23 protein-coding genes are annotated in these 22,800 nt (G+C 67.7%); 20 read left to right on the top strand and 3 right to left on the bottom strand.

The genetic code is table 11. From position 1 onward, the window contains the following. Positions 1-162: 162 nt before the first annotated feature. On the bottom strand, positions 163-693 hold the full coding sequence (locus tag BM060_RS10690; protein WP_074979870.1) for a DUF2062 domain-containing protein: 531 nt from the start codon (positions 691-693) through the stop codon (positions 163-165). Positions 694-829: 136 nt separating this feature from the next. On the opposite strand from BM060_RS10690, the gene BM060_RS10685 reads away from it, so the two are divergent. From BM060_RS10685 to murB, 8 genes are all read left to right on the top strand, one after another. Beyond that, positions 830-3,037, top strand: a complete 2,208-nt coding sequence (locus BM060_RS10685) for a DNA internalization-related competence protein ComEC/Rec2 (RefSeq protein WP_169720924.1) — start codon at positions 830-832, stop codon at positions 3,035-3,037. A gap of 72 nt (positions 3,038-3,109) precedes the next feature. Next, entirely contained in the window at positions 3,110-3,745 is a 636-nt protein-coding gene (pocA, locus tag BM060_RS10680; protein WP_074979868.1) for a flagellar polar localization protein PocA, read from the top strand. Next, the gene (gene pocB / locus BM060_RS10675; RefSeq protein ID WP_074979867.1) at positions 3,742-4,188 is read left to right on the top strand and encodes a flagellar polar localization protein PocB; all 447 of its coding nucleotides are present in this window, start codon (positions 3,742-3,744) and stop codon (positions 4,186-4,188) included. Before pocA ends, pocB begins: the two co-directional genes overlap by 4 nt. After that, entirely contained in the window at positions 4,188-5,186 is a 999-nt protein-coding gene (gene lpxK, locus BM060_RS10670; RefSeq protein WP_074979866.1) for a tetraacyldisaccharide 4'-kinase, read from the top strand. Before pocB ends, lpxK begins: the two co-directional genes overlap by 1 nt. A gap of 40 nt (positions 5,187-5,226) precedes the next feature. Further along, on the top strand, positions 5,227-5,412 hold the full coding sequence (locus tag BM060_RS10665) for a Trm112 family protein (protein WP_009621404.1): 186 nt from the start codon (positions 5,227-5,229) through the stop codon (positions 5,410-5,412). 13 nt (positions 5,413-5,425) lie between these two features. Further along, a complete protein-coding gene (kdsB, locus tag BM060_RS10660) occupies positions 5,426-6,190 on the top strand; it encodes a 3-deoxy-manno-octulosonate cytidylyltransferase (protein ID WP_074979865.1) in 765 nt (254 codons plus the stop codon). Further along, positions 6,190-6,651, top strand: coding sequence for a low molecular weight protein-tyrosine-phosphatase (locus BM060_RS10655; protein WP_074979864.1), 462 nt, complete (start codon positions 6,190-6,192; stop codon positions 6,649-6,651). The genes kdsB and BM060_RS10655 overlap by 1 nt, the downstream gene beginning before the upstream one ends. Beyond that, positions 6,648-7,667, top strand: coding sequence for a UDP-N-acetylmuramate dehydrogenase (murB, locus tag BM060_RS10650; RefSeq protein WP_074979863.1), 1,020 nt, complete (start codon positions 6,648-6,650; stop codon positions 7,665-7,667). The genes BM060_RS10655 and murB overlap by 4 nt, the downstream gene beginning before the upstream one ends. 411 nt (positions 7,668-8,078) lie before the next feature. Here the strand turns inward: murB and rne are convergent, their stop codons facing one another. Further along, positions 8,079-11,372, bottom strand: coding sequence for a ribonuclease E (gene rne / locus BM060_RS10645; protein ID WP_074979862.1), 3,294 nt, complete (start codon positions 11,370-11,372; stop codon positions 8,079-8,081). 579 nt (positions 11,373-11,951) lie between these two features. Here rne and rluC point away from each other — a divergent pair. From rluC to sppA, 3 genes are read left to right on the top strand one after another with little or no spacing between them, the layout of a single operon-like run. Continuing rightward, positions 11,952-12,908 carry a 23S rRNA pseudouridine(955/2504/2580) synthase RluC gene (gene rluC / locus BM060_RS10640; protein WP_074979860.1) on the top strand — a complete coding sequence of 319 codons (957 nt, stop codon included), beginning with the start codon at positions 11,952-11,954 and terminating at the stop codon, positions 12,906-12,908. Beyond that, positions 12,901-13,596, top strand: a complete 696-nt coding sequence (locus tag BM060_RS10635) for an HAD-IA family hydrolase (protein WP_074979857.1) — start codon at positions 12,901-12,903, stop codon at positions 13,594-13,596. Before rluC ends, BM060_RS10635 begins: the two co-directional genes overlap by 8 nt. Next, positions 13,586-14,566 (top strand): signal peptide peptidase SppA, encoded by a 981-nt coding sequence (gene sppA, locus BM060_RS10630; RefSeq protein WP_009621418.1) that lies wholly within the window; start codon positions 13,586-13,588, stop codon positions 14,564-14,566. The genes BM060_RS10635 and sppA overlap by 11 nt, the downstream gene beginning before the upstream one ends. 195 nt (positions 14,567-14,761) lie before the next feature. On the opposite strand, the gene BM060_RS10625 is transcribed toward sppA, so the two are convergent. Continuing rightward, entirely contained in the window at positions 14,762-15,340 is a 579-nt protein-coding gene (locus BM060_RS10625) for a Maf family protein (protein WP_074979855.1), read from the bottom strand. Between the two features lie 110 nt (positions 15,341-15,450). Here BM060_RS10625 and BM060_RS10620 point away from each other — a divergent pair, with 110 nt between their 5' ends. The 9 genes from BM060_RS10620 to mltG all read left to right on the top strand — a co-directional run bounded on the left by BM060_RS10620 (position 15,451) and on the right by mltG (position 22,799). After that, positions 15,451-15,981: a YceD family protein gene (locus BM060_RS10620; protein ID WP_058488940.1), complete on the top strand. Its 531-nt coding sequence runs from the start codon at positions 15,451-15,453 to the stop codon at positions 15,979-15,981. A gap of 13 nt (positions 15,982-15,994) precedes the next feature. Next, positions 15,995-16,177 carry a 50S ribosomal protein L32 gene (gene rpmF / locus BM060_RS10615; protein ID WP_009621425.1) on the top strand — a complete coding sequence of 61 codons (183 nt, stop codon included), beginning with the start codon at positions 15,995-15,997 and terminating at the stop codon, positions 16,175-16,177. A gap of 3 nt (positions 16,178-16,180) precedes the next feature. Next, on the top strand, positions 16,181-17,188 hold the full coding sequence (gene plsX / locus BM060_RS10610; RefSeq protein WP_074979852.1) for a phosphate acyltransferase PlsX: 1,008 nt from the start codon (positions 16,181-16,183) through the stop codon (positions 17,186-17,188). A 205-nt stretch (positions 17,189-17,393) separates the two neighbouring features. Continuing rightward, complete coding sequence (gene fabD, locus BM060_RS10605) at positions 17,394-18,332, top strand: ACP S-malonyltransferase (protein WP_074979849.1); 939 nt, start codon at positions 17,394-17,396, stop codon at positions 18,330-18,332. 15 nt (positions 18,333-18,347) lie between these two features. Continuing rightward, on the top strand, positions 18,348-19,091 hold the full coding sequence (gene fabG, locus BM060_RS10600) for a 3-oxoacyl-ACP reductase FabG (protein ID WP_009621431.1): 744 nt from the start codon (positions 18,348-18,350) through the stop codon (positions 19,089-19,091). A 194-nt stretch (positions 19,092-19,285) separates the two neighbouring features. Further along, entirely contained in the window at positions 19,286-19,522 is a 237-nt protein-coding gene (acpP, locus tag BM060_RS10595) for an acyl carrier protein (RefSeq protein WP_007160597.1), read from the top strand. A gap of 128 nt (positions 19,523-19,650) precedes the next feature. Next, positions 19,651-20,895 carry a beta-ketoacyl-ACP synthase II gene (gene fabF, locus BM060_RS10590; RefSeq protein ID WP_074979846.1) on the top strand — a complete coding sequence of 415 codons (1,245 nt, stop codon included), beginning with the start codon at positions 19,651-19,653 and terminating at the stop codon, positions 20,893-20,895. After that, the gene (gene pabC, locus BM060_RS10585; RefSeq protein ID WP_074979844.1) at positions 20,895-21,710 is read left to right on the top strand and encodes an aminodeoxychorismate lyase; all 816 of its coding nucleotides are present in this window, start codon (positions 20,895-20,897) and stop codon (positions 21,708-21,710) included. The genes fabF and pabC overlap by 1 nt, the downstream gene beginning before the upstream one ends. A 6-nt stretch (positions 21,711-21,716) precedes the next feature. Continuing rightward, complete coding sequence (gene mltG, locus BM060_RS10580; protein WP_074979841.1) at positions 21,717-22,799, top strand: endolytic transglycosylase MltG; 1,083 nt, start codon at positions 21,717-21,719, stop codon at positions 22,797-22,799. The last annotated feature ends 1 nt before the right edge of the window (position 22,800 follow it).

The following is a 22,800-nucleotide window of genomic DNA, read 5'->3' as shown; positions in this document are numbered from 1 at the left end:
AATTGTAATTGCTACCCGGCATTCTGTAGGAGCGGGCCCTGCCCGCGAAATCGCGCGCAGGGCGCGCTCCTACGGGGGAATGGCATGGGTGGGGCGGCGTAGGAGCGGATCTCATCCGCGAACCGCGCCGATACCTCCGGTTATCGCGGACAAGGAAAGGGCTCACAACCCCTGCCGCAGATTGCGCAACGCCTGGCGCCGCCGCCAGCTGCGGCCTATCCACCAGCGCCAGTAGGCCTGGGTGACCAGGTAGCCGAGCAGGCCCACCAGCGCCCCGCAGAGGATCGAGCCGAGCAGGAACGGCTGCCAGAGCAGCGACAGCTCGCCGCTGATCCATTCCCAGGTGAGGTTCTCCGGCAGCGTGCGCGCCGGCACGCCCATGACCCAGGCCCCCAGCTTGTAGGTGCAATAGAACACCGGCGGCATGGTGATGGGGTTGGTCAGCCAGACCAGGCCCACCGAGATCGGCAGGTTGGCGCGCACCCACACCGCCAGCGTGGCGGCCAGCAGCATCTGCAGGGGAATGGGCACGAAGGCGGCGAACAGGCCCATGCCCATGGCGCGGGATACCGACCTTCGATTCAGGTGCCAGAGGTTGGGCGAGTGCAGCAGGGTCCCGAAGCAGCGCAGGGACTTGTGGTTCCTGATCAGCTCGGGGTCCGGCATGTAGCGCTGGAAAAGTCGGCGCGGCATGGGGAAATCTCTGGCAGACGAACACCGGTCATTATGCCTAGCTAGATGACAGCTTCTGTTCACCAACTATGTCCATGTGTAACCGGGTGCGGTGCACCGGACTTCGCTGCCAGGGAGGCAACCCGTGCGCACAGGGATGATGGCGCTGGCCTGCGGCCTGTTGCTGCTGCGTTTCCTGCCCCAGCTGCCCCCCCTGGCGGCCCTGCTGCCGTTGGTCGGAATGGCGCTGCTGTGCCTGTATCGGCGGCATCACGCGGTGGCGCTTTTTCTGCTCGGCTTCGCCTGGGCCTGCCTGTTCGCCCACTATTCATGGGAAGGACGGCTGGCGCCCGAGCTGGATGGGCGGACGCTGTGGCTGGAAGGGCAGGTCGCCGGCCTGCCGTCGGCCACGGGCGGCATCGTCCGCTTCGAGCTGGAGGACGTCCAGGCGCGCCTGGATCTGCCCAGGCGCATCCGTGTGTCCTGGTATGGCGGCCCGGAGGTACGGGCCGGGGAGCGTTGGCGCCTGGTGGTCACCCTGCGCCGCCCCCACGGTCTGGCCAACGATTTCGGCTTCGACTACGAGGCCTGGCTGGCGGCCGACGGCATAGGCGCCACCGGCAGCGTCAAGGATGGCCGGCGCCTGGCCGAGGCCGCGGGCCCCATGGCCTGGCGCGAGGCCTGGAAGGACCGGCTGCTGGCCGTGGATGCCCGGGGGCGCAACGCCTACCTGGTGGCCCTGGTCCTCGGCGACGGCAGTGGCCTGGGCCGGGAAGACTGGGACATGCTGCAGGACACCGGCACCCTGCACCTGATGGTAATCTCCGGCTCGCACATCTCCCTGCTGGGCGGGCTGCTCTACGCCCTGGTGGCCGGCCTGGCGCGCCTGGGGGCCTGGCCGGCGCGTATCCCCTGGTTGCCCTGCGCCTGTGCCGCTGCACTGGTTGGCGCCTGGGGCTATGGCTGGATCGCCGGACTGCAGGTGCCGGCATTGCGCGCCTGCCTGATGCTCAGCATGGTGCTGCTGTGGCGCCTGCACTTTCGTCGCCAGGGCGTCTGGCTACCGCTGCTCGGCGCTCTGCTGGTGGTGCTGCTGGTCGATCCATTGGTCAGCCTGACGCCCGGCTTCTGGCTGTCCTTCGCCGCCGTGGCGCTGCTCGTTTACGGCTTCGCCGGGCGCCTGGGGCGCGGGGCCGGCTGGCTGGTCTGGGGGCGCGCGCAGTGGCTCATGGCCCTTGGCCTGGCCCCGGTGCTGCTGGCCCTGGGTCTGCCGCTGAGCCCCGCCGGCGCCCTGGCGAACCTGCTGGCGGTGCCCTGTGTCGAGTTGCTGGTGGTGCCCCTGGCGCTGGTCGGCAGCCTGCTGCTGTGGCTGCCTGTGGTGGGCGAGGGGCTGCTGTGGCTGGCCGGTGGCGTGCTCGACGTGCTGCTGGGCCTGCTCGGGCGCCTGTCGCTGTACTCGCCGGCCTGGCACCCCATGGCGCCACCGCCCTGGAGCATCGCCCTGGCCCTGTTCGGCGCGCTGCTGTGCCTGGCGCCGGCCGGACTGCCGCTGCGTCCGCTGGGCTTGGCGTTGTTGCTGCCGATGTTCTGGCCGCATTCCAGCGCGCCGCCCCACGGCCATGCCGAAGTGCGGGTGCTGGACGTGGGCCAGGGGCTGTCCGTGCTGATCCGCACCCGTCACCACGCCTGGCTGTACGATGCCGGACCGCGCCGGGGCGATTTCGACCTCGGCGAGGTGGCGGTGCTGCCGACCCTCCGTGGCTTGGGCGTCGAACGCCTGGACGTGTTGCTGCTCAGCCACGCCGACAATGATCACGCCGGCGGTGCCCGCTCGGTGTCGGCGGCCATGCCGTTGACGCGAATCATCAGCGGCGAACCCCGGCGTCTGCCGGGCAGCCTGCCTGCCGACCCCTGCGGCAACGAGACATGGCTGCTGGACGGCGTGCGCTTCTCCACCTGGCAGTGGCCCGGCGCGACGGACAGCAACGGCCGCTCCTGCGTGCTGCACGTCGAGGCCGGCGGCGAGAGCCTGCTGCTCACCGGCGACCTGCCGGCCGCAGGCGAGGCCGCCTGGCTGGCCAGCCATCCAGGGCTCGGCGCCGACTGGCTGCTGGCCGGCCACCATGGCAGCCGCAGCGCCTCTTCCGAGGCCTTCGTCAGGCAACTGGCGCCCCGCGCGGCGCTGGTTTCCCGCTCGCGGCACAATGCCCATGGCCATCCGTCCAGCGAGGTGCTGCAACGCTTTGCCGAGCAGGGGACGAAGGTGCACGATGTGGCCCGGGAGGGCGCCCTGCGCCTGCTCCTGGGGCAGCGTGGAGCGCTGCGCGGCGTGCGCGAAAATGCCGGATTCTGGAGGGAAAAATGAGAACGGCGACGGTCGGCGGGGCAGGGGCCCTGTGCTAGAGTGTCGCCACTTTTTTTCAGGGGATTCGCCACTGTGTGGGAACTGGTCAAAGCCGGCGGCTGGATGATGCTGCCGATCATTCTGAGCTCCATCGCCGCCACCGCCATCGTCGCCGAACGACTCTGGACCCTGCGCCGCAGCCGCATCGCCCCGCCGCAGTTGCTGGGCCAGGTGTGGAAGCAGATCAAGGACAAGAAGCTGAACAGTCAGGCGCTCAAGGAGCTCAAGGCGTCTTCCCCGCTGGGCGAGGTGCTCGCCGCCGGCCTGGTCAACTCCAAGCATGGCCGCGAGATCATGAAGGAGTGCATCGAAGAAGCCGCCGGCCGGGTGATCCACGAGATGGAGCGCTACCTCAACGCCCTCGGCACCATCGCCGCCATGGCCCCGCTGCTCGGCCTGCTGGGCACGGTGTTCGGCATGATCCAGATCTTCAACGCCTTCATGGGCGACGGCATGGCCAACGCCCCGCAACTCGCCGGCGGCATCTCCAAGGCCCTGGTGACCACCGCCTCCGGCCTGATCGTGGCCATCCCGGCGGTGTTCTTCCACCGCTACCTGCTGCGCCGCGTCGATGAGCTGGTGGTGGCCATGGAGCAGGAAGCGATCAAGCTGGTGGAAATGGTCCAGGGCGACCGCGAGGTCGACCTCTCCGAGGATGGCAAAGCGTGAAATTCCGCCGCAGAAACGGCAGCGCCGCCCGCGATGACGTGTTCATCAACCTGGCGTCGCTGATCGACGTGATCTTCGTCCTGCTGCTGTTCTTCGTGGTCACCACCACCTTCAGCCGGCCGACGCAGCTGAAGGTCGAGCTGCCCGAGGCGGTCAGCGGCACGCCGCCGGAAGCCACCGACATCAAGCCGCTGGAGCTGGACATCGACGCCGCCGGCCACTACGCGCTGAACGGCCAGAGCCTGGTCAACGGCGACATCGCCACCCTGATGGCGGCGATGCAGAAGGAATCCGGCGGCGACAGCAACCTGCCGGTGGTGATCACCGCCGACGGCAAGGCCACCCACCAGTCGGTGGTCACCGCCATGGACGCCGCCGGCAAGCTCGGCTTCAGTCACCTGCGCATCACCACCGTCGAGGCGCAGCCGGCGGCCAAGCCCTGATGGCGTTTTCCGAGCGCCTGCTGCAGGCCTGGTACCAGGGCCACCCGGCCCTCGGCCTGCTGCGCCCGCTGGAGGCGCTGTACCGGCGCATCGCCCTGCGCAAGCGCGCCGATTACCTGGAAGGCCGCCGCCAGGCCTACCGCGCGCCGGTGCCGGTCATCGTGGTCGGCAACGTCACCGTCGGCGGCACCGGCAAGACGCCGATGATCCTCTGGCTGATCGAACACTGCCGCGCCCGTGGCCTCAAGGTCGGCGTGGTCAGCCGCGGCTACGGCGCCAAGCCGCCGAGCCTGCCCTGGCGGGTGCGCGCCGAACAGAACGCGGCGCAGGCCGGCGACGAGCCGCTGATGATCGTCCAGCGCAGCGGCGTGCCCCTGGTCATCGACCCGGACCGCCCGGCCGCGGTGCGCGCGCTGCTGGCCGAGGAACCGGTGGACCTGATCCTCTGCGACGACGGCCTGCAGCACTACCGCCTGGCCCGCGACCTGGAGCTGGTGCTGATCGACGCCGCGCGCGGCCTGGGCAATCGCCGCTGCCTGCCGGCCGGCCCCCTGCGCGAGCCGGCCGAACGCCTGGAGTCGGTGGACGCGGTGCTCTACAACGGCGCCAGCAGCGATCCGGCCGGGGCCTTTTCCTTCGTCCTGCGGCCGAGCGCGCTGGTCAACCTGCGCAGCGGCGAGCGCGGCGACCTGACGCACTTCCCGCCGGGCCAGCAGGTCCACGCCCTGGCCGGCATCGGCAACCCCCGGCGTTTCTTCGCGACGCTCGAGGCGCTACACTGGCGGCCTGTTCCGCACGCCTTCCCGGACCACGCGGCCTACAGCGCCGAGCAGCTGCAATTCAGCCCGCCGCTGCCGCTGCTGATGACCGAGAAGGACGCGGTGAAATGCCGGGCCTTCGCCGCCGCCGACTGGTGGTACCTCGCGGTCGACGCGCAGCCATCCCCGGCCTTCGTCGCCTGGTTCGACGCCCAGCTCGAGCGTCTGATCGCGCGCTGACGGGTGGCGCCGCCACCCATTGCTTTCCAAGGATTCCGCCATGGACCCGAAACTCCTCGACATCCTCGCCTGCCCGCTGTGCAAGGGGCCGCTGAAGCTCACCGACGACAAGTCCGAACTGATCTGCAAGGCCGACGGCCTGGCCTACCCGGTGCGCGACGGCATCCCGGTGATGCTCGAGGGCGAGGCCCGCACCCTGAACGTCGACGAACGCCTGGACAAGTGACCGAGACCTCGCGATGAGCCAAGCCTTCACCGTCGTCATCCCGGCCCGCTTCGCCTCCACCCGCCTGCCCGGCAAGCCGCTGCAGGACATCTGCGGCAAGCCCATGGTCCAGCACGTCTGGGAACAGGCGCGCAAGAGCGCCGCCAACCGCGTGGTGATCGCCACCGACGATGCGCACATCCTCGAGGCGGCCAACGTCTTCGGCGCCGAGGCGCTGCTGACCCGCGTCGACCACAACTCCGGCACCGACCGCCTGGCGGAGGTGGCCGATGCCCTGGGCCTGGCCGACGACGCCATCGTGGTCAACGTGCAGGGCGACGAGCCGCTGATCCCGCCGGCCATCATCGACCAGGTGGCGGCCAACCTGGCGGCCCACCCGGAAGCCGGCATCGCCACTCTGGCCGAGCCGATCCACGAGCTGGCTGCGCTGTTCAACCCGAACGTGGTGAAGGTGGTGACCGACCTCAACGGCCTGGCGCTGACCTTCAGCCGCGCGCCGCTGCCCTGGGCCCGAGACGCCTTCGCCAAGGAGCCGGACGGCCTGCCGCAGGGCGTGCCCTACCGCCGCCACATCGGCATCTACGCCTACCGCGCGCGCTTCCTCCGCGACTTCGTCGCCTGGGGCCCGTGCTGGCTGGAAGACACCGAGTGCCTGGAGCAGCTGCGGGCGCTCTGGCACGGCGTGCGCATCCACGTCGCCGACGCCCTGGAGGCGCCGCAGGCCGGGGTGGACACAGTCGAGGACCTGGAGCGCGTCAGGCGCATCCTGGGGGGCTGATGCGGGTTCTCTTCGTCTGCCTGGGCAACATCTGCCGTTCGCCCACCGCCGAGGGCGTGTTCCGCCACAAGCTGCGCGAGGCCGGGCTGGAGGCGCGGGTGACCGTCGATTCCGCCGGCACCGGCGACTGGCACGTGGGCAAGGCGCCGGATGCCCGCACCCGCGTTGCCGCCATGCGTCGTGGCTATGACCTGTCGGCGCTGCGTGCGCGCCAGGTGAGCACTGCCGATTTCGCCGACTTCGACCTGATCCTGGCCATGGACCTGAGCAACCTGGCTCATCTCGAATGCCTGCGGGGAAGTGGCCCGGCTGAGCTGGACCTGTTCCTGCGCCGCTACGCCGGCGCGCTGGACGAGGTGCCCGATCCCTATTACGGCGGCGAGGCCGGTTTCGAACAGGTGCTGGACCTGATCGAGCTGGCCTGCGACGCCCTGCTGCTGGAAGTGAAGGGGCGCCTGTGAGCCTGGTTTTGCAGAAAGACGTTTCCCTGAAAGCCTTCAATACCTTCGGCATCGAAGCGCACGCGCAGCTGTTCGCCGAAGCCCACGACGACCAGGAAGTGATGCAGGGCCTTGCCCTGGCGGTGGAGCACGACCTGCCGCTGCTGGTGCTCGGCGGCGGCAGCAACCTGCTGCTGACCCGTGACGTCGAGGCCCTGGTACTGCGCATGGCCAGCCGTGGCGTGCGCATCCTCGAAGACGACGGTGATCGGGTGCGCATCGAAGCCGAGGCCGGCGAGGTCTGGGACGACCTGGTGCGCTGGAGCCTGGAGCAGGGCTTCGCCGGCCTGGAGAACCTCAGCCTGATCCCCGGTACCGTCGGCGCCGCGCCCATGCAGAACATCGGCGCCTACGGCGTGGAGCTGAAGGACGTGTTCGACAGCCTGGTGGCGCTGGACCGCCATAGCGGCGGTCTGCGCGAATTCCACCTGGACGATTGCGCCTTCGCCTACCGCGAGAGCCTGTTCAAGCGCGAGCCGGGGCGCTGGGTGATCCTGCGCGTGCGCCTGAAGCTCGCGCGCCGGGCCAGCCTGCATCTGGACTATGGTCCGGTGCGTCAGCGCCTGGTGGAGGAGGGCATAGACGCCCCTGGCCCCGCCGACGTGGCGCGGGTGATCTGCGCCATCCGCCGCGAGAAGCTGCCCGACCCGGCAGTGCTGGGCAATGCCGGCAGCTTCTTCAAGAACCCGCTGGTATCCGCCGCCGTGGCCGAGCGCTTGCGTGGCGAATGCCCGGACCTGGTGGCCTATCCCCAGGCCGACGGCCAGGTCAAGCTGGCCGCCGGCTGGCTGATCGACAAGGCCGGCTGGAAGGGCTTCCGCGATGGCGCCGCCGGCGTGCATGCCCAGCAGGCGCTGGTGCTGGTCAACTACGGTGGCGCCAGCGGGGCGCAGATCCAGGCACTGGCCGAGCGCATCCGCGAGGACATTCGGCAGCGATTCGGAGTGGAGCTGGAGATGGAGCCCAACCTCTACTGAGGTTTGCAGGCTTGAAAAAAGGCGCTTGCCGGCAACGGCAAGCGCCTTTTTTGTCCGTGGTGCTTTTCGTAGGATCGAGGGGGACGCCTAGTTCTTGCTCGCGAACCGCATGGCACCGCGTTTGTTCGCGAGCAAGCTCGCTCCTACGAGAAGCCATGTCCACCGGTATGGGTGTAGGAGCGGACCTTGTCCGCGATAGCCGGACATCCCGGCGCGATTCGCGGATGAGATCCGCTCCTACTCCGCCCCACCCGCACCATTCCCCTGTAGGAGCGCGCCCTGCGCGCGATATCGCGGGCAGGGCCCGCTCCTACAGTTGTTGTCGTGAGGCATGGCGATCTTCCCCACGCAACCCAGGAACCATAAAAAAAAGGGGATGCTTAGGCATCCCCTTTTTCAACACGCGGGCGATCAGCCGTGGTGCTTCTCCACCTCGTCGCGGTGCTGCTCGGCCTTGTCGGCTTCGACTTGCTCCTCGACGGCCTGGATGGCCTGCTCGCCTTCGGCAGCTTCGGCAGCTTCGGCAGCTTCGGCAGCTTCGGCAGCTTCGGCAGCGGGTGCTTCGACGGCTTCGGTAGTGGCAGACGCTTCGACAGTCTCCTGGGCCGCTTCCACGACGCTTCCTTCCGCGGCGACGACGGGCTCCTCGGCGATAGCTTCCACCTCGGCGGCCTGCTCGACCACGGCGGTTTCCACTACGGCCGGAGCGGCAGCGGCGGCTTCCGCGGCTTCACGGGCCAGGCGCTCGGCTTCGCGCTGCAGGCGACGACGCTCGCGCGGGTCGTTCAGGGCGCGGCCGCTGGCGTTGGCTGCCGGCTGGGCTTCGTCCTGGCTCGGCGCGGCGGCAGCAGGCTCGGCCTCGGCGACCGGGGCTTCGACCACCTGGGGTTCGACGGGGGCGCTTTCGACGACCGGAGCGGCCTCGACCACGGCTTCCGCGGCAGGCTGCTCGACCGGCTCGGCAGCGGCCGGGGCGGATTCGCTCGGCTGCAGGCTGAACTCGACGATCTGCTCGCCGGCGCTTTCCTCGTGGGTCTCGGTGACCACCACGGCTTCGGCGCTGGCTTCGACGGCAGCGACCGGCTCGGCGGTTTGCTCGCTGGCGGCTTCGACGACCTGCTCGGCGACCACGGCTACCGCGGCAACGCCGGTTGCGGCCAGGGCCGGGGCGGACGGCGACTCGCTGCCTTGCGGCTGCTCACCGGCCTCCGGGCCTTCCACGCCGACTTCGCGCTGACGCTCGCGGCGGTTGCTGCGGCGGCGCTGGCCACGGGAGCGGCGGCGCGGACGATCGTCATCGCTGCTTTCCTGGTCGTCCTGCTCCAGCAGTTCCTCGTTGTTCGGCAGCTCTTCGGCTTCCAGCGCGGCTTCGCGGGCCTGGCGCTCCTCGCGGGGCTGGCGTTCGCCACGTTCGCGACGCTCACCACGCTCTTCGCGCGGCTGGCGTTCTTCACGGGGCTGACGCTCTTCGCCCGGCTGGCGCTCGGCACGTTCTTCGCGCGGCTGACGTTCCTCGCGGGGCTGACGCTCGGCGCGCTCTTCACGCGGTTGACGCTCCTCGCGGGGCTGGCGTTCGGCGCGTTCTTCACGCGGTTGACGCTCCTCGCGGGGCTGGCGTTCGGCACGTTCTTCACGCGGCTGACGTTCCTCGCGGGGCTGACGCTCGGCACGCTCTTCACGCGGTTGACGTTCCTCGCGGGGCTGGCGCTCGGCGCGCTCTTCACGCGGTTGACGCTCTTCGCGCGGCTGGCGCTCAGCGCGTTCTTCACGGGGCTGGCGTTCTTCGCGGGCCGGACGCTCGGCGCGTTCTTCGCGACGGCGCTCGTTGCGCTCGCCACGCTCCTCGCGGGGCTTGCGGTCGTCGTCGCGACGGCCGCCATCACGGCGACGGTTCTGCTGGCGGCCGTTGCGGCGCTCGTCCGGAGTCGAGCTGCGCTCGCTGGCGGGTTTCTCCGCGCTGACGGCCGGCTTGGCCTGTTCTTCCTTGCCGGCGAACAGGCTCACCAGCGACTTGACCAGGCCCTGGAACAGGCTCGGCTGCGGCATCGGCTTGGCGGCTTCCACCGGTTGCGGCGCGGCGGCAGCCTGCTCGGCTTGTTGCGGGGCAGGAGTCTGCGGGGAGACGGTCTTCACCGCGGCTTCCTGGCGTACCAGGGTGCGGGTGGCGCTGACCGGCTGGACTTCCTCGTGCTCGACCTGGGCCATCTCGTAGCTGGTGTGGCCGACCAGCAGGTCCGGGTTGTCGTCACGCAGGCGCTGCACTTCGAAGTGCGGGGTTTCCAGATGCTCGTCCGGCAGGATGAAGATGCGCGCGCGGGTGCGCAGCTCGATCTTGGTGATGGCGTTGCGCTTCTCGTTGAGCAGGAAGGCGGCGACCTGGAAGGGCACGCGGGCGCGGACTTCCGCGGTGCGGTCCTTCAGCGCTTCTTCCTCGATCAGGCGCAGGATGGCCAGCGACAGGGATTCCACGTCGCGGATGATGCCCTGGCCGTTGCAGCGCGGGCAGACGATGCCGCTGGTCTCGCCGAGGGACGGACGCAGGCGCTGGCGGGACATCTCCAGCAGGCCGAAGCGCGAGATGCGCCCGACCTGCACGCGCGCGCGGTCGGCCTCGAGGGCTTCGCGCACGCGCTCTTCCACGGCGCGCTGGTTCTTCGCCGGGGTCATGTCGATGAAGTCGATGACGATCAGGCCGCCGATGTCGCGCAGGCGCAGCTGGCGGGCGATTTCCTCGGCCGCTTCCAGGTTGGTCTGCAGCGCGGTTTCCTCGATGTCGCCGCCCTTGGTGGCGCGCGCCGAGTTGATGTCGATGGAAACCAGGGCTTCGGTCGGGTCGATGACGATGGAACCGCCGGAGGGCAGCTTCACTTCGCGCTGGAAGGCGGTCTCGATCTGGCTCTCGATCTGGAAGCGGTTGAACAGCGGAACGCTGTCCTGGTACAGCTTGACCTTGCTGGCGTACTGCGGCATCACCTGGCGGATGAAGTTCAGGGCTTCTTCCTGGGCGTCGATGCTGTCGATCAGCACTTCGCCGATGTCCTGGCGCAGGTAGTCGCGGATGGCGCGGATGATGACGTTGCTTTCCTGGTAGATCAGGAAGGGCGCGCCGCGCTCGCCGGAGGCTTCCTTGATGGCGCCCCACAGTTGCAGCAGGTAGTCCAGGTCCCATTGCAGCTCTTCGGAGCTGCGGCCCAGGCCCGCGGTGCGGACGATCAGGCCCATGTCGGCCGGGGCGTTGAGGCCGTTCAGCGCTTCACGCAGCTCGTTGCGCTCTTCGCCTTCGATGCGGCGGGAGATGCCGCCGGCACGGGGGTTGTTCGGCATCAGCACCAGGTAGCGGCCGGCCAGGCTGATGAAGGTGGTCAGGGCCGCGCCCTTGTTGCCGCGTTCTTCCTTCTCGACCTGGACGATGACTTCCTGGCCTTCGCTGAGCACTTCCTTGATGTTGATGCGCCCTTCGGGGCTCTTCTTGAAGTACTCGCGGGAAATTTCCTTGAGGGGGAGGAAACCGTGGCGCTCGGCGCCGAAGTCGACGAAGGCGGCTTCCAGGCTGGGCTCGACACGGGTGATGCGGCCCTTGTAGATGTTGGCCTTCTTCTGTTCGCGCGCGCCGGACTCGATGTCCAGGTCGAACAGACGCTGGCCATCTACCAGCGCTACACGCAACTCTTCGGGTTGAGTTGCGTTGATCAGCATTCTTTTCATGTAGTACCAATGGTTTCCGGGGCCACCGGAAACGGCAATCGGCACCCACGACTCTCACGGTCGGTGCTCAGGCGCGTACTCAGGAACGGCGGACCATTCCCGTGTCCAGCGACGTCCGGCCAACAACGGGCCGGGTCGCGACTACGTCTCCTGCTTGTCCTGCGAACAAGCAATCAACAGGAGGAGGAATCAGCTGTCGGAGGCGGACGAAAGAGTGCGTCTGAAACAAGGCTGTGCCAGCTACGCGGTCCGACAGTTGTGCATCTCCACCCTGCACGTTTCCTATTGAAGAAGCGGGTGCCGCTCGCAGAATCCGGGAGCGGGTTGGCTTTTCACGGCTACCGAGGCAGCCGTGCGTCATGTCTCAAGGCTCGGGTTCCGAATCGTTGCGGCGAGGGATTCATGGGTCCGTCACGGCAACGCTTCGCAGGACTGCCTCACGTCCGTTCAATGTGCTTGCAGGCAGCGGGGATGGCGATTTCGCTGACATCCGCGGGCCCGGCCACTTTTGGCGGCCTCCCGAATATAGCAGCAATGATTAAGTGCTTCAATTGAATGAAAAATTGCTATGATGGGCGGATGACGACTTCCACCCCTCCGACTTCCGGCGTCCAGCTGCTTGAAGTCGCGCCGGAATATGCCGGCCAGCGCATCGACAATTTCCTCAGAACCCAGCTCAAAGGCGTACCCAAGACCTTGATCTATCGCATCCTGCGCAAGGGCGAGGTGCGGGTGAACAAGGGGCGGATCAAGCCCGAGTACAAGCTGCAGGCCGGGGACGTGGTGCGCGTGCCGCCGCTGCGCCTGGCCGAGCGCGACGAGCCGGCGCCGCTGGCCCAGGGGCTGCTCGAGCGCCTGGAAGCCGCCATCGTCTACGAAGACAAGGCGCTGATCGTGATCAACAAGCCCGCCGGCATCGCCGTGCACGGCGGCAGCGGCCTCAGCTATGGCGTGATCGAGGCCTTCCGCCAGCTGCGCCCGGAGGCCAAGGACCTGGAGCTGGTGCACCGTCTGGACCGCGACACCTCCGGCCTGCTGATGATCGCCAAGAAGCGCAGCATGCTGCGCCACCTGCACGATGCGCTGCGCAACGAGCACGTGGTGGACAAGCGCTACCACGCCCTGGTGCGCGGCAGCTGGCCGGCGGCGAAGAAGCAGATCCGCGCGCCGCTGCTGAAGAACAACCTGCGCTCCGGCGAGCGCATGGTGGAAGTCAACGTCGAAGGCAAGGACGCGCTCACCGAGTTCAAGGTGCTGCGCCGCTTCGGCGACTTCGCCACCCTGGTGGAGGCGCGGCCGATCACCGGGCGCACCCACCAGATCCGCGTGCATGCCAAGCACGCCGGGCATTCCATCGCCGGCGACGCCAAGTACGGCGACGACGAATTCTCCCGCGAAATCCGCGAACTGGGCGGCAAGCGCCTGTTCCTGCATTCCGCGCAGCTGCGCGTGCCCATGCCCGACGGCTCCACCCTGGAGCTGGACGCCGAGGTGGACGACATCTGGCGAAGCACGCTGGAGCGCCTGGATGCCTGAGTACGCGCTGCTGGTTTTCGACTGGGACGGCACCCTGGTCGACTCCGTCGGCCGCATCGTCGAGTCGATGCGGGTGGCGGCCGAGCGTTCCGGCCTGCCGCGGCGCAGCGACGAAGCCATAAAAGGCATCATCGGCCTGGGGCTGCCGGAGGCGATCCAGACGCTGTACCCGGAAGTCGACGACGAAGCGGCGCTGACAGTCTTTCGTGGCGACTACGCCGAGCATTATCTGATGCTGGAGGTCGAGCCTTCTCCTTTGTTCCCCGGCGTGGCCGACGCGCTGGAGCATTTCCGCCAGTCCGGTTACCGTCTGGCGGTCGCCACCGGCAAGAGTCGCCGCGGCCTGGACCGGGTGCTGAAGGGGCAGGGCTGGGAAGGCTTCTTCGATATCACCCGTGCCGCCGATGAGTCGGCGAGCAAGCCCGATCCGCGCATGCTGCATGAAATCCTCGCGCATTGCCTGGTCGAACCGGGCCGCGCGCTGATGGTCGGGGATGCGCCCTTCGACCTGGAGATGGCGCGCCGGGCGGGCATGGATTCGGTGGCGGTGTCCTACGGGGCGCAGCCGCTGTCCGTGCTGCGCGAATACGGCCCGCGCCTGGAGATCGGGCATTTCAACGAATTGCGCGCCTGGCTGGATGGCCGGGTGCAGGACCTACGGATCGAGGTGAACGAGCATGTCGGATGAGTGGAAGGCCGAGGAGCCCGGCAAGGAAGACGCGAAGAGCTGGAAACTGCTGGAGAAGGCAGTGCTGGCGGGCGTTCAGGAACAGCGCCGGGCCCGTCGCTGGGGCATCTTCTTCAAGCTGCTGACCTTCGTCTATCTGTTCGGCGCCCTGGCGCTGTTCACCCCCTTGAGCGGCCTGTCCAAGTCCGCCTCGCGCAGCGGCAGCCATACCGCCCTGATCGAGGTGAAGGGCATGATCGCCGACGACGAGCCGGCCAGCGCCGACAATGTCGTCGGGGCGCTGAAGGCGGCCTTCGAGGACAGCGGCACCAAGGGCATCGTCCTGCGCATCAACAGCCCGGGCGGCAGTCCGGTGCAGTCCGGCTATATATATGACGAGATCAAGCGCCAGCGCGGCCTGCACCCGGACGTGAAGGTCTACGCGGTGATCAGCGACCTGGGGGCGTCCGGCGCCTACTACATCGCCAGCGCCGCCGATGAGATCTATGCCGACAAGGCCAGCCTGGTCGGCTCCATCGGCGTGACCGCCGCCACCTTCGGCTTCGTCGGCACCATGGAGAAGCTCGGCGTCGATCGCCGCGTCTACACCTCCGGCGAGCACAAGGCCTTCCTCGATCCCTTCCAGCCGCCCAAGGCCGAAGAGACGCAGTTCTGGCAGGGCGTGCTGGACACCACCCACAAGCAGTTCATCGACAGCGTGAAGAAAGGGCGCGGTGATCGCCTGAAGGACAAGGATCATCCCGAGCTGTTCTCCGGGCTGATCTGGTCCGGCGAGCAGGCGCTACAGCTCGGCCTGATCGATGGCCTGGGCAGCACCAGCTACGTGGCGCGCGACGTGATCAAGGAAAAGGAAATCGTCGACTACACCGTGCAGGAAACGCCGTTTGACCGCTTCGCCAAGAAGATCGGCGCCAGCGTCGCCGAGCGCCTGGCGCTGTGGATGGGCTGGCAGGGGCCGGCGTTGCGCTGAGGCCCTGGCGCTCGAAACGAGCCGCTGCCTTATATATGAGGCAGCGGCTTTTTCGTTTCCGGGACGACAGGTATCGGGATGCTCTTCGTGCTCTTCGTAGGAGCGAGCTTGCTCGCGAATAGCCTCGTGGCGGAATCCGTTCGCGAGCAAGCTCGCTCCTACGAAAAGCCGTGCTCGCCTGCAGCGTAGGAGCGGTCAGGGAACCTGTACGCCTTCCGCCAGCAGCATATCCACCAGGCGAATCAGCGGCAGGCCGACCAGGCTGGTGCCATCCTCGCCCTCTGTCGCGCGGAACAGGCTGACGCCCAGGCCCTCGGCCTTGAAGCTGCCGGCGCAATCGAAGGGTTGTTCGGCTTCCAGGTAGCGGTGGATGCGCGCCTCGTCCAGTTCGCGGAAGTGCACGCGGAAGGGGATGCAATCCACCTGGCAGCGGCCGCTGGCGCTGTCCAGCAGGGCCAGGCCGGTGAGGAAGCTGACGCTGCTGCCGCTGGAGGCCTTGAGTTGCTCCATGGCCCGCTCCAGGGTGTGCGGCTTGCCGAGGATCGCCTGGCCCTGGACGGCGGCCTGGTCCGAGCCGATGATCAGGTGCTCGGGAAAGCGCGCCGCCAGCGCCCGCGCCTTGGCTTCGGCGAGGCGGCGCACCAGTTGTTCGGCGCTTTCGCCGGGCAGCGGGCTTTCATCTATATCCGGGCTTGCGCATTCGAAGGGCAGGCGCAGGCGTTGCAGCAATTCGCGGCGGTAGGGCGAGCTTGAGGCGAGAATCAGTGGGCGCATCGGGAGTCTCCTGGGCGAAGTCCGCGATTCTAGCGAAAAGGCTGTCCATACAGCGGTTTATGCCTAATTTCCTTTGACAGGGACGGGGGCATCCCTATAATGGCGCGCTTATGTTGAATGGGCCGATACCACCTCACGTCGATCCGCGCAAATTGGTAGAGCGCGAAGCCACCCTCGAGGGTGTGCTGCCGCTCGCCAGTATGCCGCGGGTTTGCGAACAGCTGACCAGCAGCGAAGGCAACGTCCGGGCGAAGTTTTTCTTCCACCGCGACGAGCAGAAGCTGGCGGTCATGCATGTCGAAGTCGACGCGCAGGTGAGCATGGTATGCCAACGCTGCCTCGAGCCGGCGACCTTCCAGGTCACCAGCGAGTCCGACTTCGCCATCCTCTGGGAAGGCCAGTCTGCCGAAGGGCTGCCGAAGGGGTACGATGCGCTGGAAGTGGGGGAGGAACCCCTCGACCTGCCGCCTCTGGTCGAGGACGAGCTGTTGCTCGCCTTGCCCATCGTTCCGGCCCATGACCCTGAAGAATGCCAGCATCCGGCGGGATTTGCAGCAGCGCCCGAGCCGAGCGAGAACGTGGAAGAACGTCCCAACCCGTTCAGCGTACTGGCGCAGTTGAAGCGTGACCCAAACGTTTAGGAGTTAATCAATCATGGCTGTTCAGCAGAACAAAAAATCCCGTTCCGCTCGTGACATGCGTCGTTCCCACGATGCGCTCGATGCGAACGCTCTGTCCGTGGAAAAGAGCACCGGTGAAGTCCACCTGCGCCACCACGTCTCCCCGGACGGCTTCTATCGCGGCCGCAAGGTCGTAGACAAGGGCTCTGACGAGTAATCCTTGTCCGCACCAATCATCGCGATTGATGCAATGGGTGGGGACTTCGGTCCCCACTGCATTGTTCCGGCCAGCATTTCCTTCCTGGCCCAGCACCCCGCTCTGCAACTGGTCCTCGTCGGCCAGGCTCCCCTCCTCGAAGAACTCTGCGCCCGCGTTCCCGCGGTCGACCGCCCGCGCCTGCACATCCAGCACGCCAGCGAAGTCATCGGCATGGACGAACGCCCGTCCCAGGCCCTGCGCAGCAAGCCCGACTCCTCCATGCGCGTCGCCCTGGAACTGGTCCGCGACGGTACGGCCCATGCCTGCGTCAGTGCCGGCAACACCGGCGCGCTGATGGCCCTGTCGCGCTATCTGCTCAAGACCTTGCCGGGCATCGACCGGCCGGCCATGGTCACCGCCGTGCCGACCCAGACCGGGCATTGCCACCTGCTGGACCTGGGAGCGAACGTCGATTGCAGCGCCGAGCACCTCTACCAGTTCGCCGTGATGGGCGCGGTGGCGGCCGAGGCGCTGGGCAAGGCCAACCCGAGGGTGGCGCTGCTCAACGTCGGCACCGAGGAAATCAAGGGCAACCAGCAGGTCAAGCTGGCCTCGACCCTGCTGGAACAGGCCCGCGGCATCAACTACATCGGCTACATAGAAGGCGACGGCCTGTACCGCGGCCTGGCCGACGTGGTGGTATGCGACGGTTTCGTCGGCAACATCCTGCTGAAGGCCAGCGAGGGGCTGGCGGCCATGGTGGTCAGCCGCCTGGAGGAGTTATTCGCCTCCAGCCTGTCGGCGAAGGCCATCGGCCTGGTGGCCATGCCGCTGCTGCGCCGTCTGCGCAGCGACCTGACGCCGGCCCGGCACAACGGCGCGAGCTTCCTGGGGCTGCAGGGCATCGTGGTGAAGAGCCACGGCAGCGCGGCCGAGGAGGGCATCCAGAGCGCTCTGCGCCGGGCCCTGGCGGAAATCCGCGAGAACCTGCCGCAGCGGCTCCATGGGCGGCTTGAAAGCCTTCTCTAAGTAGCTGAATAGAAAGGAAATAGAGATTTCTGGCGGTAATGGAAGTATGCTTGCGCACCGCGCTCGCAAGGCCGCCCGGCGAGATGATGTCCTCGCCCTGGCGATGTGACCGCGCGGTCGAGGCCGTCATCCAACTGTCAGTTCCATGCGCCAGGCTGCTGCTGGCGTTACCCTTCGACGAAACAGACACAAGGGACCCGTTGCAATGTCCGCATCCCTCGCATTCGTTTTCCCCGGCCAGGGCTCGCAATCCCTCGGCATGCTGGCCGAGCTGGGCGCGCAGCACGCACTGGTGCGTGACACCTTCGCCGAAGCCTCCGCGGCCCTGGGCTACGACCTCTGGGCGCTGGTGCAGGAAGGCCCGGAAGAGCGCCTGAACCAGACCGACAAGACCCAGCCCGCCATCCTCACCGCCTCCATCGCCCTGTGGCGCCTGTGGCAGGCCGAGGGCGGTGCCGCGCCGGCCTACGTCGCCGGCCACAGCCTGGGCGAGTACTCGGCCCTGGTCGCCGCCGGCAGCCTGGGCTTCGCCGATGCGGTGAAACTGGTCGAGCGCCGCGGCCAATTGATGCAGGAAGCGGTGCCCGCCGGTACCGGCGGCATCGCCGCGATCCTCGGCCTGGAAGACGCCGACGTGCTGGCCGCCTGCGGCGAAGCCGCGCAGGGTGACGTGGTCAGCGCCGTGAACTTCAACGCTCCCGGCCAGGTGGTGATCGCCGGTGCCGCCGCCGCGGTCGAGCGCGCCATCGAGGCTTGCAAGGCGCGTGGCGCCAAGCGCGCCGTGGCGCTGCCGGTCAGCGTGCCGTCGCACTGCGCGCTGATGCGTCCGGCCGCCGAGCGCTTCGCCGAGTCGGTGGAAGCCATCGCCTGGCAGGTTCCGCAGATCGCCCTGGTGCAGAACGTCAGCGCCCAGGTGCCGGCGGACCTCGATACCCTCAAGCGCGACCTTCTGGCGCAGCTGTACAGCCCGGTGCGCTGGGTCGAGACCGTGCAACTGCTCGCCGCCAAGGGCGTGAGCGATCTGGTAGAGTGCGGCCCTGGCAAGGTCCTGGCCGGCCTGAACAAGCGTTGCGCCAAGGGCGTGAACACCCACAATCTGGATTCGGCGGACGCCTTCGCGGCGGCTCGTGCGGCTCTGGCTTGAACAGGAGATAAGAGCATGAGTCTGCAAGGTAAGGTTGCCTTGGTCACCGGCGCGAGCCGCGGCATCGGCCAGGCCATCGCCCTGGAACTGGGCCGCCTGGGCGCCATCGTCATCGGCACCGCCACCAGCGCCTCGGGCGCCGAGAAGATCGCCGAATACCTCAAGGCCAACGGCATCGAAGGCGCCGGCCTGGTCCTGGACGTTTCCAGCGACGAATCCGTCGCCTCCACTCTCGAACACATCCAGCAGCACCTCGGCCAGCCGCTGATCGTGGTCAACAACGCCGGCATCACCCGCGACAACCTGCTGATGCGGATGAAGGACGACGAGTGGTTCGACGTGGTCAACACCAACCTCAACAGCCTCTACCGTCTGTCGAAAGCCGTGCTGCGCGGCATGACCAAGGCTCGCTGGGGTCGCATCATCAACATCGGCTCGGTGGTCGGCGCCATGGGCAATGCCGGGCAGACCAACTATGCTGCGGCGAAGGCCGGCCTAGAGGGCTTCACCCGCGCCCTGGCGCGCGAAGTGGGCTCCCGTGCCATCACCGTCAACGCGGTGGCCCCGGGCTTCATCGACACCGACATGACCCGCGAGCTGCCCGAAGCCCAGCGCGAAGCGCTGCTCGGCCAGATTCCGCTCGGGCGTCTCGGCCAAGCCGAAGAGATCGCCAAGGTGGTAGGATTCCTCGCCTCCGATGGTGCCGCCTATGTGACCGGCGCCACGGTACCGGTGAATGGCGGAATGTACATGAGCTGAATGTGACCTTACTCTTCGCGGATGTGTCATATGCGCTGTCTAAAATCCGTTATATAGATGCAACTGGGTTATAGACAGAACATCGTGGTGGTCGCGAAGGGGCGTCGGCGTTCAGCTTGAAATGCAGAAAACCCTTTCTATACACTTACCCGCAGCCCAGCTGTACGGATTGTCCATAGGAGTGAAAACAAGGTATGAGCACCATCGAAGAACGCGTCAAGAAGATCGTTGCTGAGCAACTCGGCGTTAAGGAAGAAGAAGTCACCAACAGCGCTTCCTTCGTCGAAGACCTGGGCGCCGACTCCCTTGACACCGTTGAGCTGGTGATGGCTCTGGAAGAGGAATTCGAGACCGAAATCCCCGACGAGCAAGCCGAAAAGATCACCACCGTGCAGGAAGCCATCGACTACATCGTTGCCCACCAGCAATAAGTAGCCGTTTCCGACGGAAGAAGCCGCACGGCCTGCAAAGGCGTGCGGCTTTTCTTTAGCATGGCGCTGGACAGCCCTGGTCGCGGTCCGGCGCCTATGCCGTGTATTCGCAAAATGAGGAAGTCGTAGTGTCGCGCAGACGCGTCGTCATCACTGGCATGGGTATGCTCTCGCCGCTGGGCGTGGACGTGCCGAGTTCCTGGCAGGGTATCCTGGCCGGCCGCAGCGGTATCGCCCCGATCGAGCACATGGACCTTTCCGCCTTTTCCACCCGCTTCGGCGGTTCGGTGAGGGGGTTCGACGTCGAGCAGTACATGTCCGCCAAGGAAGCCCGCAAACTCGACCTGTTCATCCAGTACGGCCTGGCCGCCAGCTACCAGGCGGTGCGCGATTCCGGCCTGGAAGTCAGCGACGCCAACCGCGAGCGCATCGGCGTCGCCATCGGCTCGGGCATCGGCGGCCTGACCAACATCGAGAACACCTGCCGTTCTCTGTTCGAGCAGGGGCCGCGGCGCATTTCGCCGTTCTTCGTGCCCGGCTCGGTCATCAACATGGTTTCCGGGTTCCTGTCGATCAACCTCGGTCTGCAGGGCCCCAACTACGCCATCACCACCGCCTGCACCACCGGCACCCACAACATCGGCATGGCCGCGCGCAACATCGCCTACGGCGAGGCTGACGTGATGGTCGCCGGCGGTTCGGAAATGGCCACCTGCGGCCTGGGCATCGGCGGTTTCGGCGCAGCCCGCGCGCTGTCCACCCGCAACGACGAGCCGGCCAGGGCCAGCCGCCCGTGGGACAGGGACCGCGACGGTTTCGTGCTCTCCGACGGCGCCGGCGCCGTGGTGCTGGAAGAGCTGGAGCACGCCAAGGCCCGCGGCGCGCGCATCTACGCCGAGCTGGTCGGCTTCGGCATGAGCGGCGACGCCTTCCACATGACCGCGCCGCCGGAAGATGGCGCCGGCGCTGCCCGTTGCATGAAGAACGCCCTGCGCGACGCCGGCCTGAACCCGGAGCAGGTCGACTACATCAACGCCCACGGCACCTCCACCCCGGCCGGCGACATCGCCGAGATCTCCGCGGTGAAGTCGATCTTCGGCGAGCACGCCTACAAGCTGTCGATGAGCTCGACCAAGTCCATGACCGGCCACCTGCTCGGTGCCGCCGGCGCGGTGGAAGCCATCTTCTGCATCCTGGCGCTGCGCGACCAGGTGGCGCCGCCGACCATCAACCTGGACAACCCGGACGAAGGCTGCGACCTCGACCTGGTGGCGAACCGGCTCAAGGAGCGCAGCATCGAAGTGGCGGTGTCCAACTCCTTCGGCTTCGGCGGCACCAACGGTTCCCTGGTGTTCCGCCGGTTCAACGGCTGATGTCCGCCTGGGTCGACGGCCGGCCCGCCGAGGCCCTGTCCGTGCGCGATCGCGGGCTGGCCTACGGCGATGGCCTGTTCGAGACCATCGCCGTGCGCGCCGGCCGGCCGCGCCTGCTGGCGCGGCACCTGGCGCGCCTGGAAGAGGGCGCGCGGCGCCTGTTCCTGCCGGTGTCGCTGGCCCAGGTCGAGCAGGAACTGCTGGCCTTCGCCGCGCAACTGGGCGAAGGCGTGGCCAAGCTGATGCTGACCCGCGGCGAAGGCCTGCGCGGTTATGCCGCGCCGGCCGATGCCCAGGTGCGGCGCATCCTCATCGGCTCGCCGGCGCCGGCCTACCCGGCAGCCAATTTCGACGAGGGCATCGCCCTTTTCCCCTGCGCCACCCGCCTGGCCGAGCAGCCGTTGCTGGCCGGCCTCAAGCACCTCAACCGCCTGGAGCAGGTGCTGGCCCGCAGCGAGTGGAGCGACCCGGCCTTCGCCGAGGGGCTGATGCGCGACCAGGGCGGGCGCGTGGTCGAAGGCGTATTCAGCAACCTGTTCCTGGTCCGCGACGGCCAATTGATCACGCCCGAACTGAGCCGCTGCGGAGTGGCCGGGGTGATGCGCGCCGAACTGCTGGAATGGGCGGCGGGGCAGGGCATTCCCACTGCGGTTCGGGATGTTGCCTACGCCGAACTGTTGCAGGCCGATGAGGTCTTTCTCTGCAACAGCCTCTATGGTGTCTGGCCGGTGCGTCGACTCGAAGCCCATGCCTGGCCGGTCGGGGCGATCACCCGTAAACTGCAAGCCCACTTCCGCGAACGCCTGGATTCCTGACCTGTGATGCGCAAATTGCTGGTGCTGCTGGAAAGCGGCCTGCTGTTGGCCGGGCTGTTGCTCGGCCTGGCCGGCTGGGAGCAGCGCCGGGCCCTGCAGCAGCCGCTGCAGCTGACCGAAGAACGCCTGCTGGACGTCCCTTCCGGCGCCACGCCGGGGGCGCTGCTGACGCGCCTGCAGGACGAGGAAGTGCTGCACGGCGCCTTCTGGTTGCGCCTGTACTGGCGCTTCAACCTGGCCGGGCAGGCCCTGCACAGCGGCGAATACCGGCTCAAGCCGGGGATGAGCGGCGATGACCTGCTGGAACTGTGGCGCGAAGGCGACGTGGTGCAGTACAGCCTGACCCTGGTCGAAGGCTGGACCTTCCACCAGTTCCGCGAGCTGCTGGCGCGCCAGCCCAAGCTAGAGGCCACCCTGGGCGGCCTGAGCGACGAAGAGGTGATGAAGCGCCTGGGCAAGGCCGGCGTCGTGCCCGAGGGGCAGTTCTTCCCGGACACCTACCGCTATGTCCGCGGCATGCGCGACATCGACCTGCTCAAGCTGGCCTACCAGCGCATGGAGCGCATCCTCGATCAGGAGTGGCAGGCCCGCAGCGGCGACCTGCCCTACAAGGACCCGTACCAGGCGCTGATCATGGCTTCGCTGATCGAGAAGGAAACCGGCGTGCCCCAGGAGCGCCAGCAGATCGCCGGGGTCTTCGTGCGCCGCCTGCAGAAGAACATGCTGCTGCAGACCGACCCGACCGTGATCTACGGCATGGGCGAGCGCTACAACGGCAAGATCAGCCGCGCCGACCTGCGCGAGCCCACCCCCTACAACACCTACCTGATCGCCGGCCTGCCGCCGACGCCGATCGCCATGCCCGGGCGCGAGGCGATCCACGCCGCGCTCAACCCGGCCAATGGCCAGAGCTTGTATTTCGTCGCCCGTGGCGATGGCAGCCACGTGTTTTCCGACAACCTCGACGACCACAACAAGGCGGTGCAGGAATACCAGCTGAAGCGGCGCGCGGACTACCGGTCCAGCCCCGCGCCCATTCCCGCACCGGCGCCGGCGGAGGCTCCCGAGCAACCGTCGGAGCAGCAGTAGC

It is taken from the genome of Pseudomonas citronellolis (assembly GCF_900112375.1).
Lineage (GTDB): Bacteria > Pseudomonadota > Gammaproteobacteria > Pseudomonadales > Pseudomonadaceae > Pseudomonas > Pseudomonas citronellolis.
Note: the sequence above shows the minus strand (reverse complement) of the source record. Positions and strands in the feature narration are given on the sequence as shown.

Excerpts from the sequence above, each read along its gene's own strand:
- BM060_RS10690 (WP_074979870.1), bottom strand. The coding sequence starts at position 693 with ATGCCGCGCCGACTTTTCCAGCGCTACATGCCGGACCCCGAGCTGATC.
- BM060_RS10635 (WP_074979857.1), top strand. The coding sequence starts at position 12,901 with ATGCCTGAGTACGCGCTGCTGGTTTTCGACTGGGACGGCACCCTGGTC.
- mltG (WP_074979841.1), top strand. The coding sequence starts at position 21,717 with ATGCGCAAATTGCTGGTGCTGCTGGAAAGCGGCCTGCTGTTGGCCGGG.
- rpmF (WP_009621425.1), top strand. The coding sequence starts at position 15,995 with ATGGCTGTTCAGCAGAACAAAAAATCCCGTTCCGCTCGTGACATGCGT.
- BM060_RS10665 (WP_009621404.1), top strand. The coding sequence starts at position 5,227 with ATGGACCCGAAACTCCTCGACATCCTCGCCTGCCCGCTGTGCAAGGGG.
- fabD (WP_074979849.1), top strand. The coding sequence starts at position 17,394 with ATGTCCGCATCCCTCGCATTCGTTTTCCCCGGCCAGGGCTCGCAATCC.
- kdsB (WP_074979865.1), top strand. The coding sequence starts at position 5,426 with ATGAGCCAAGCCTTCACCGTCGTCATCCCGGCCCGCTTCGCCTCCACC.
- lpxK (WP_074979866.1), top strand. The coding sequence starts at position 4,188 with ATGGCGTTTTCCGAGCGCCTGCTGCAGGCCTGGTACCAGGGCCACCCG.
- pabC (WP_074979844.1), top strand. The coding sequence starts at position 20,895 with ATGTCCGCCTGGGTCGACGGCCGGCCCGCCGAGGCCCTGTCCGTGCGC.
- BM060_RS10625 (WP_074979855.1), bottom strand. The coding sequence starts at position 15,340 with ATGCGCCCACTGATTCTCGCCTCAAGCTCGCCCTACCGCCGCGAATTG.
- acpP (WP_007160597.1), top strand. The coding sequence starts at position 19,286 with ATGAGCACCATCGAAGAACGCGTCAAGAAGATCGTTGCTGAGCAACTC.
- BM060_RS10685 (WP_169720924.1), top strand. The coding sequence starts at position 830 with ATGATGGCGCTGGCCTGCGGCCTGTTGCTGCTGCGTTTCCTGCCCCAG.
- sppA (WP_009621418.1), top strand. The coding sequence starts at position 13,586 with ATGTCGGATGAGTGGAAGGCCGAGGAGCCCGGCAAGGAAGACGCGAAG.
- BM060_RS10620 (WP_058488940.1), top strand. The coding sequence starts at position 15,451 with ATGTTGAATGGGCCGATACCACCTCACGTCGATCCGCGCAAATTGGTA.
- rluC (WP_074979860.1), top strand. The coding sequence starts at position 11,952 with ATGACGACTTCCACCCCTCCGACTTCCGGCGTCCAGCTGCTTGAAGTC.
- rne (WP_074979862.1), bottom strand. The coding sequence starts at position 11,372 with ATGAAAAGAATGCTGATCAACGCAACTCAACCCGAAGAGTTGCGTGTA.
- BM060_RS10655 (WP_074979864.1), top strand. The coding sequence starts at position 6,190 with ATGCGGGTTCTCTTCGTCTGCCTGGGCAACATCTGCCGTTCGCCCACC.
- fabG (WP_009621431.1), top strand. The coding sequence starts at position 18,348 with ATGAGTCTGCAAGGTAAGGTTGCCTTGGTCACCGGCGCGAGCCGCGGC.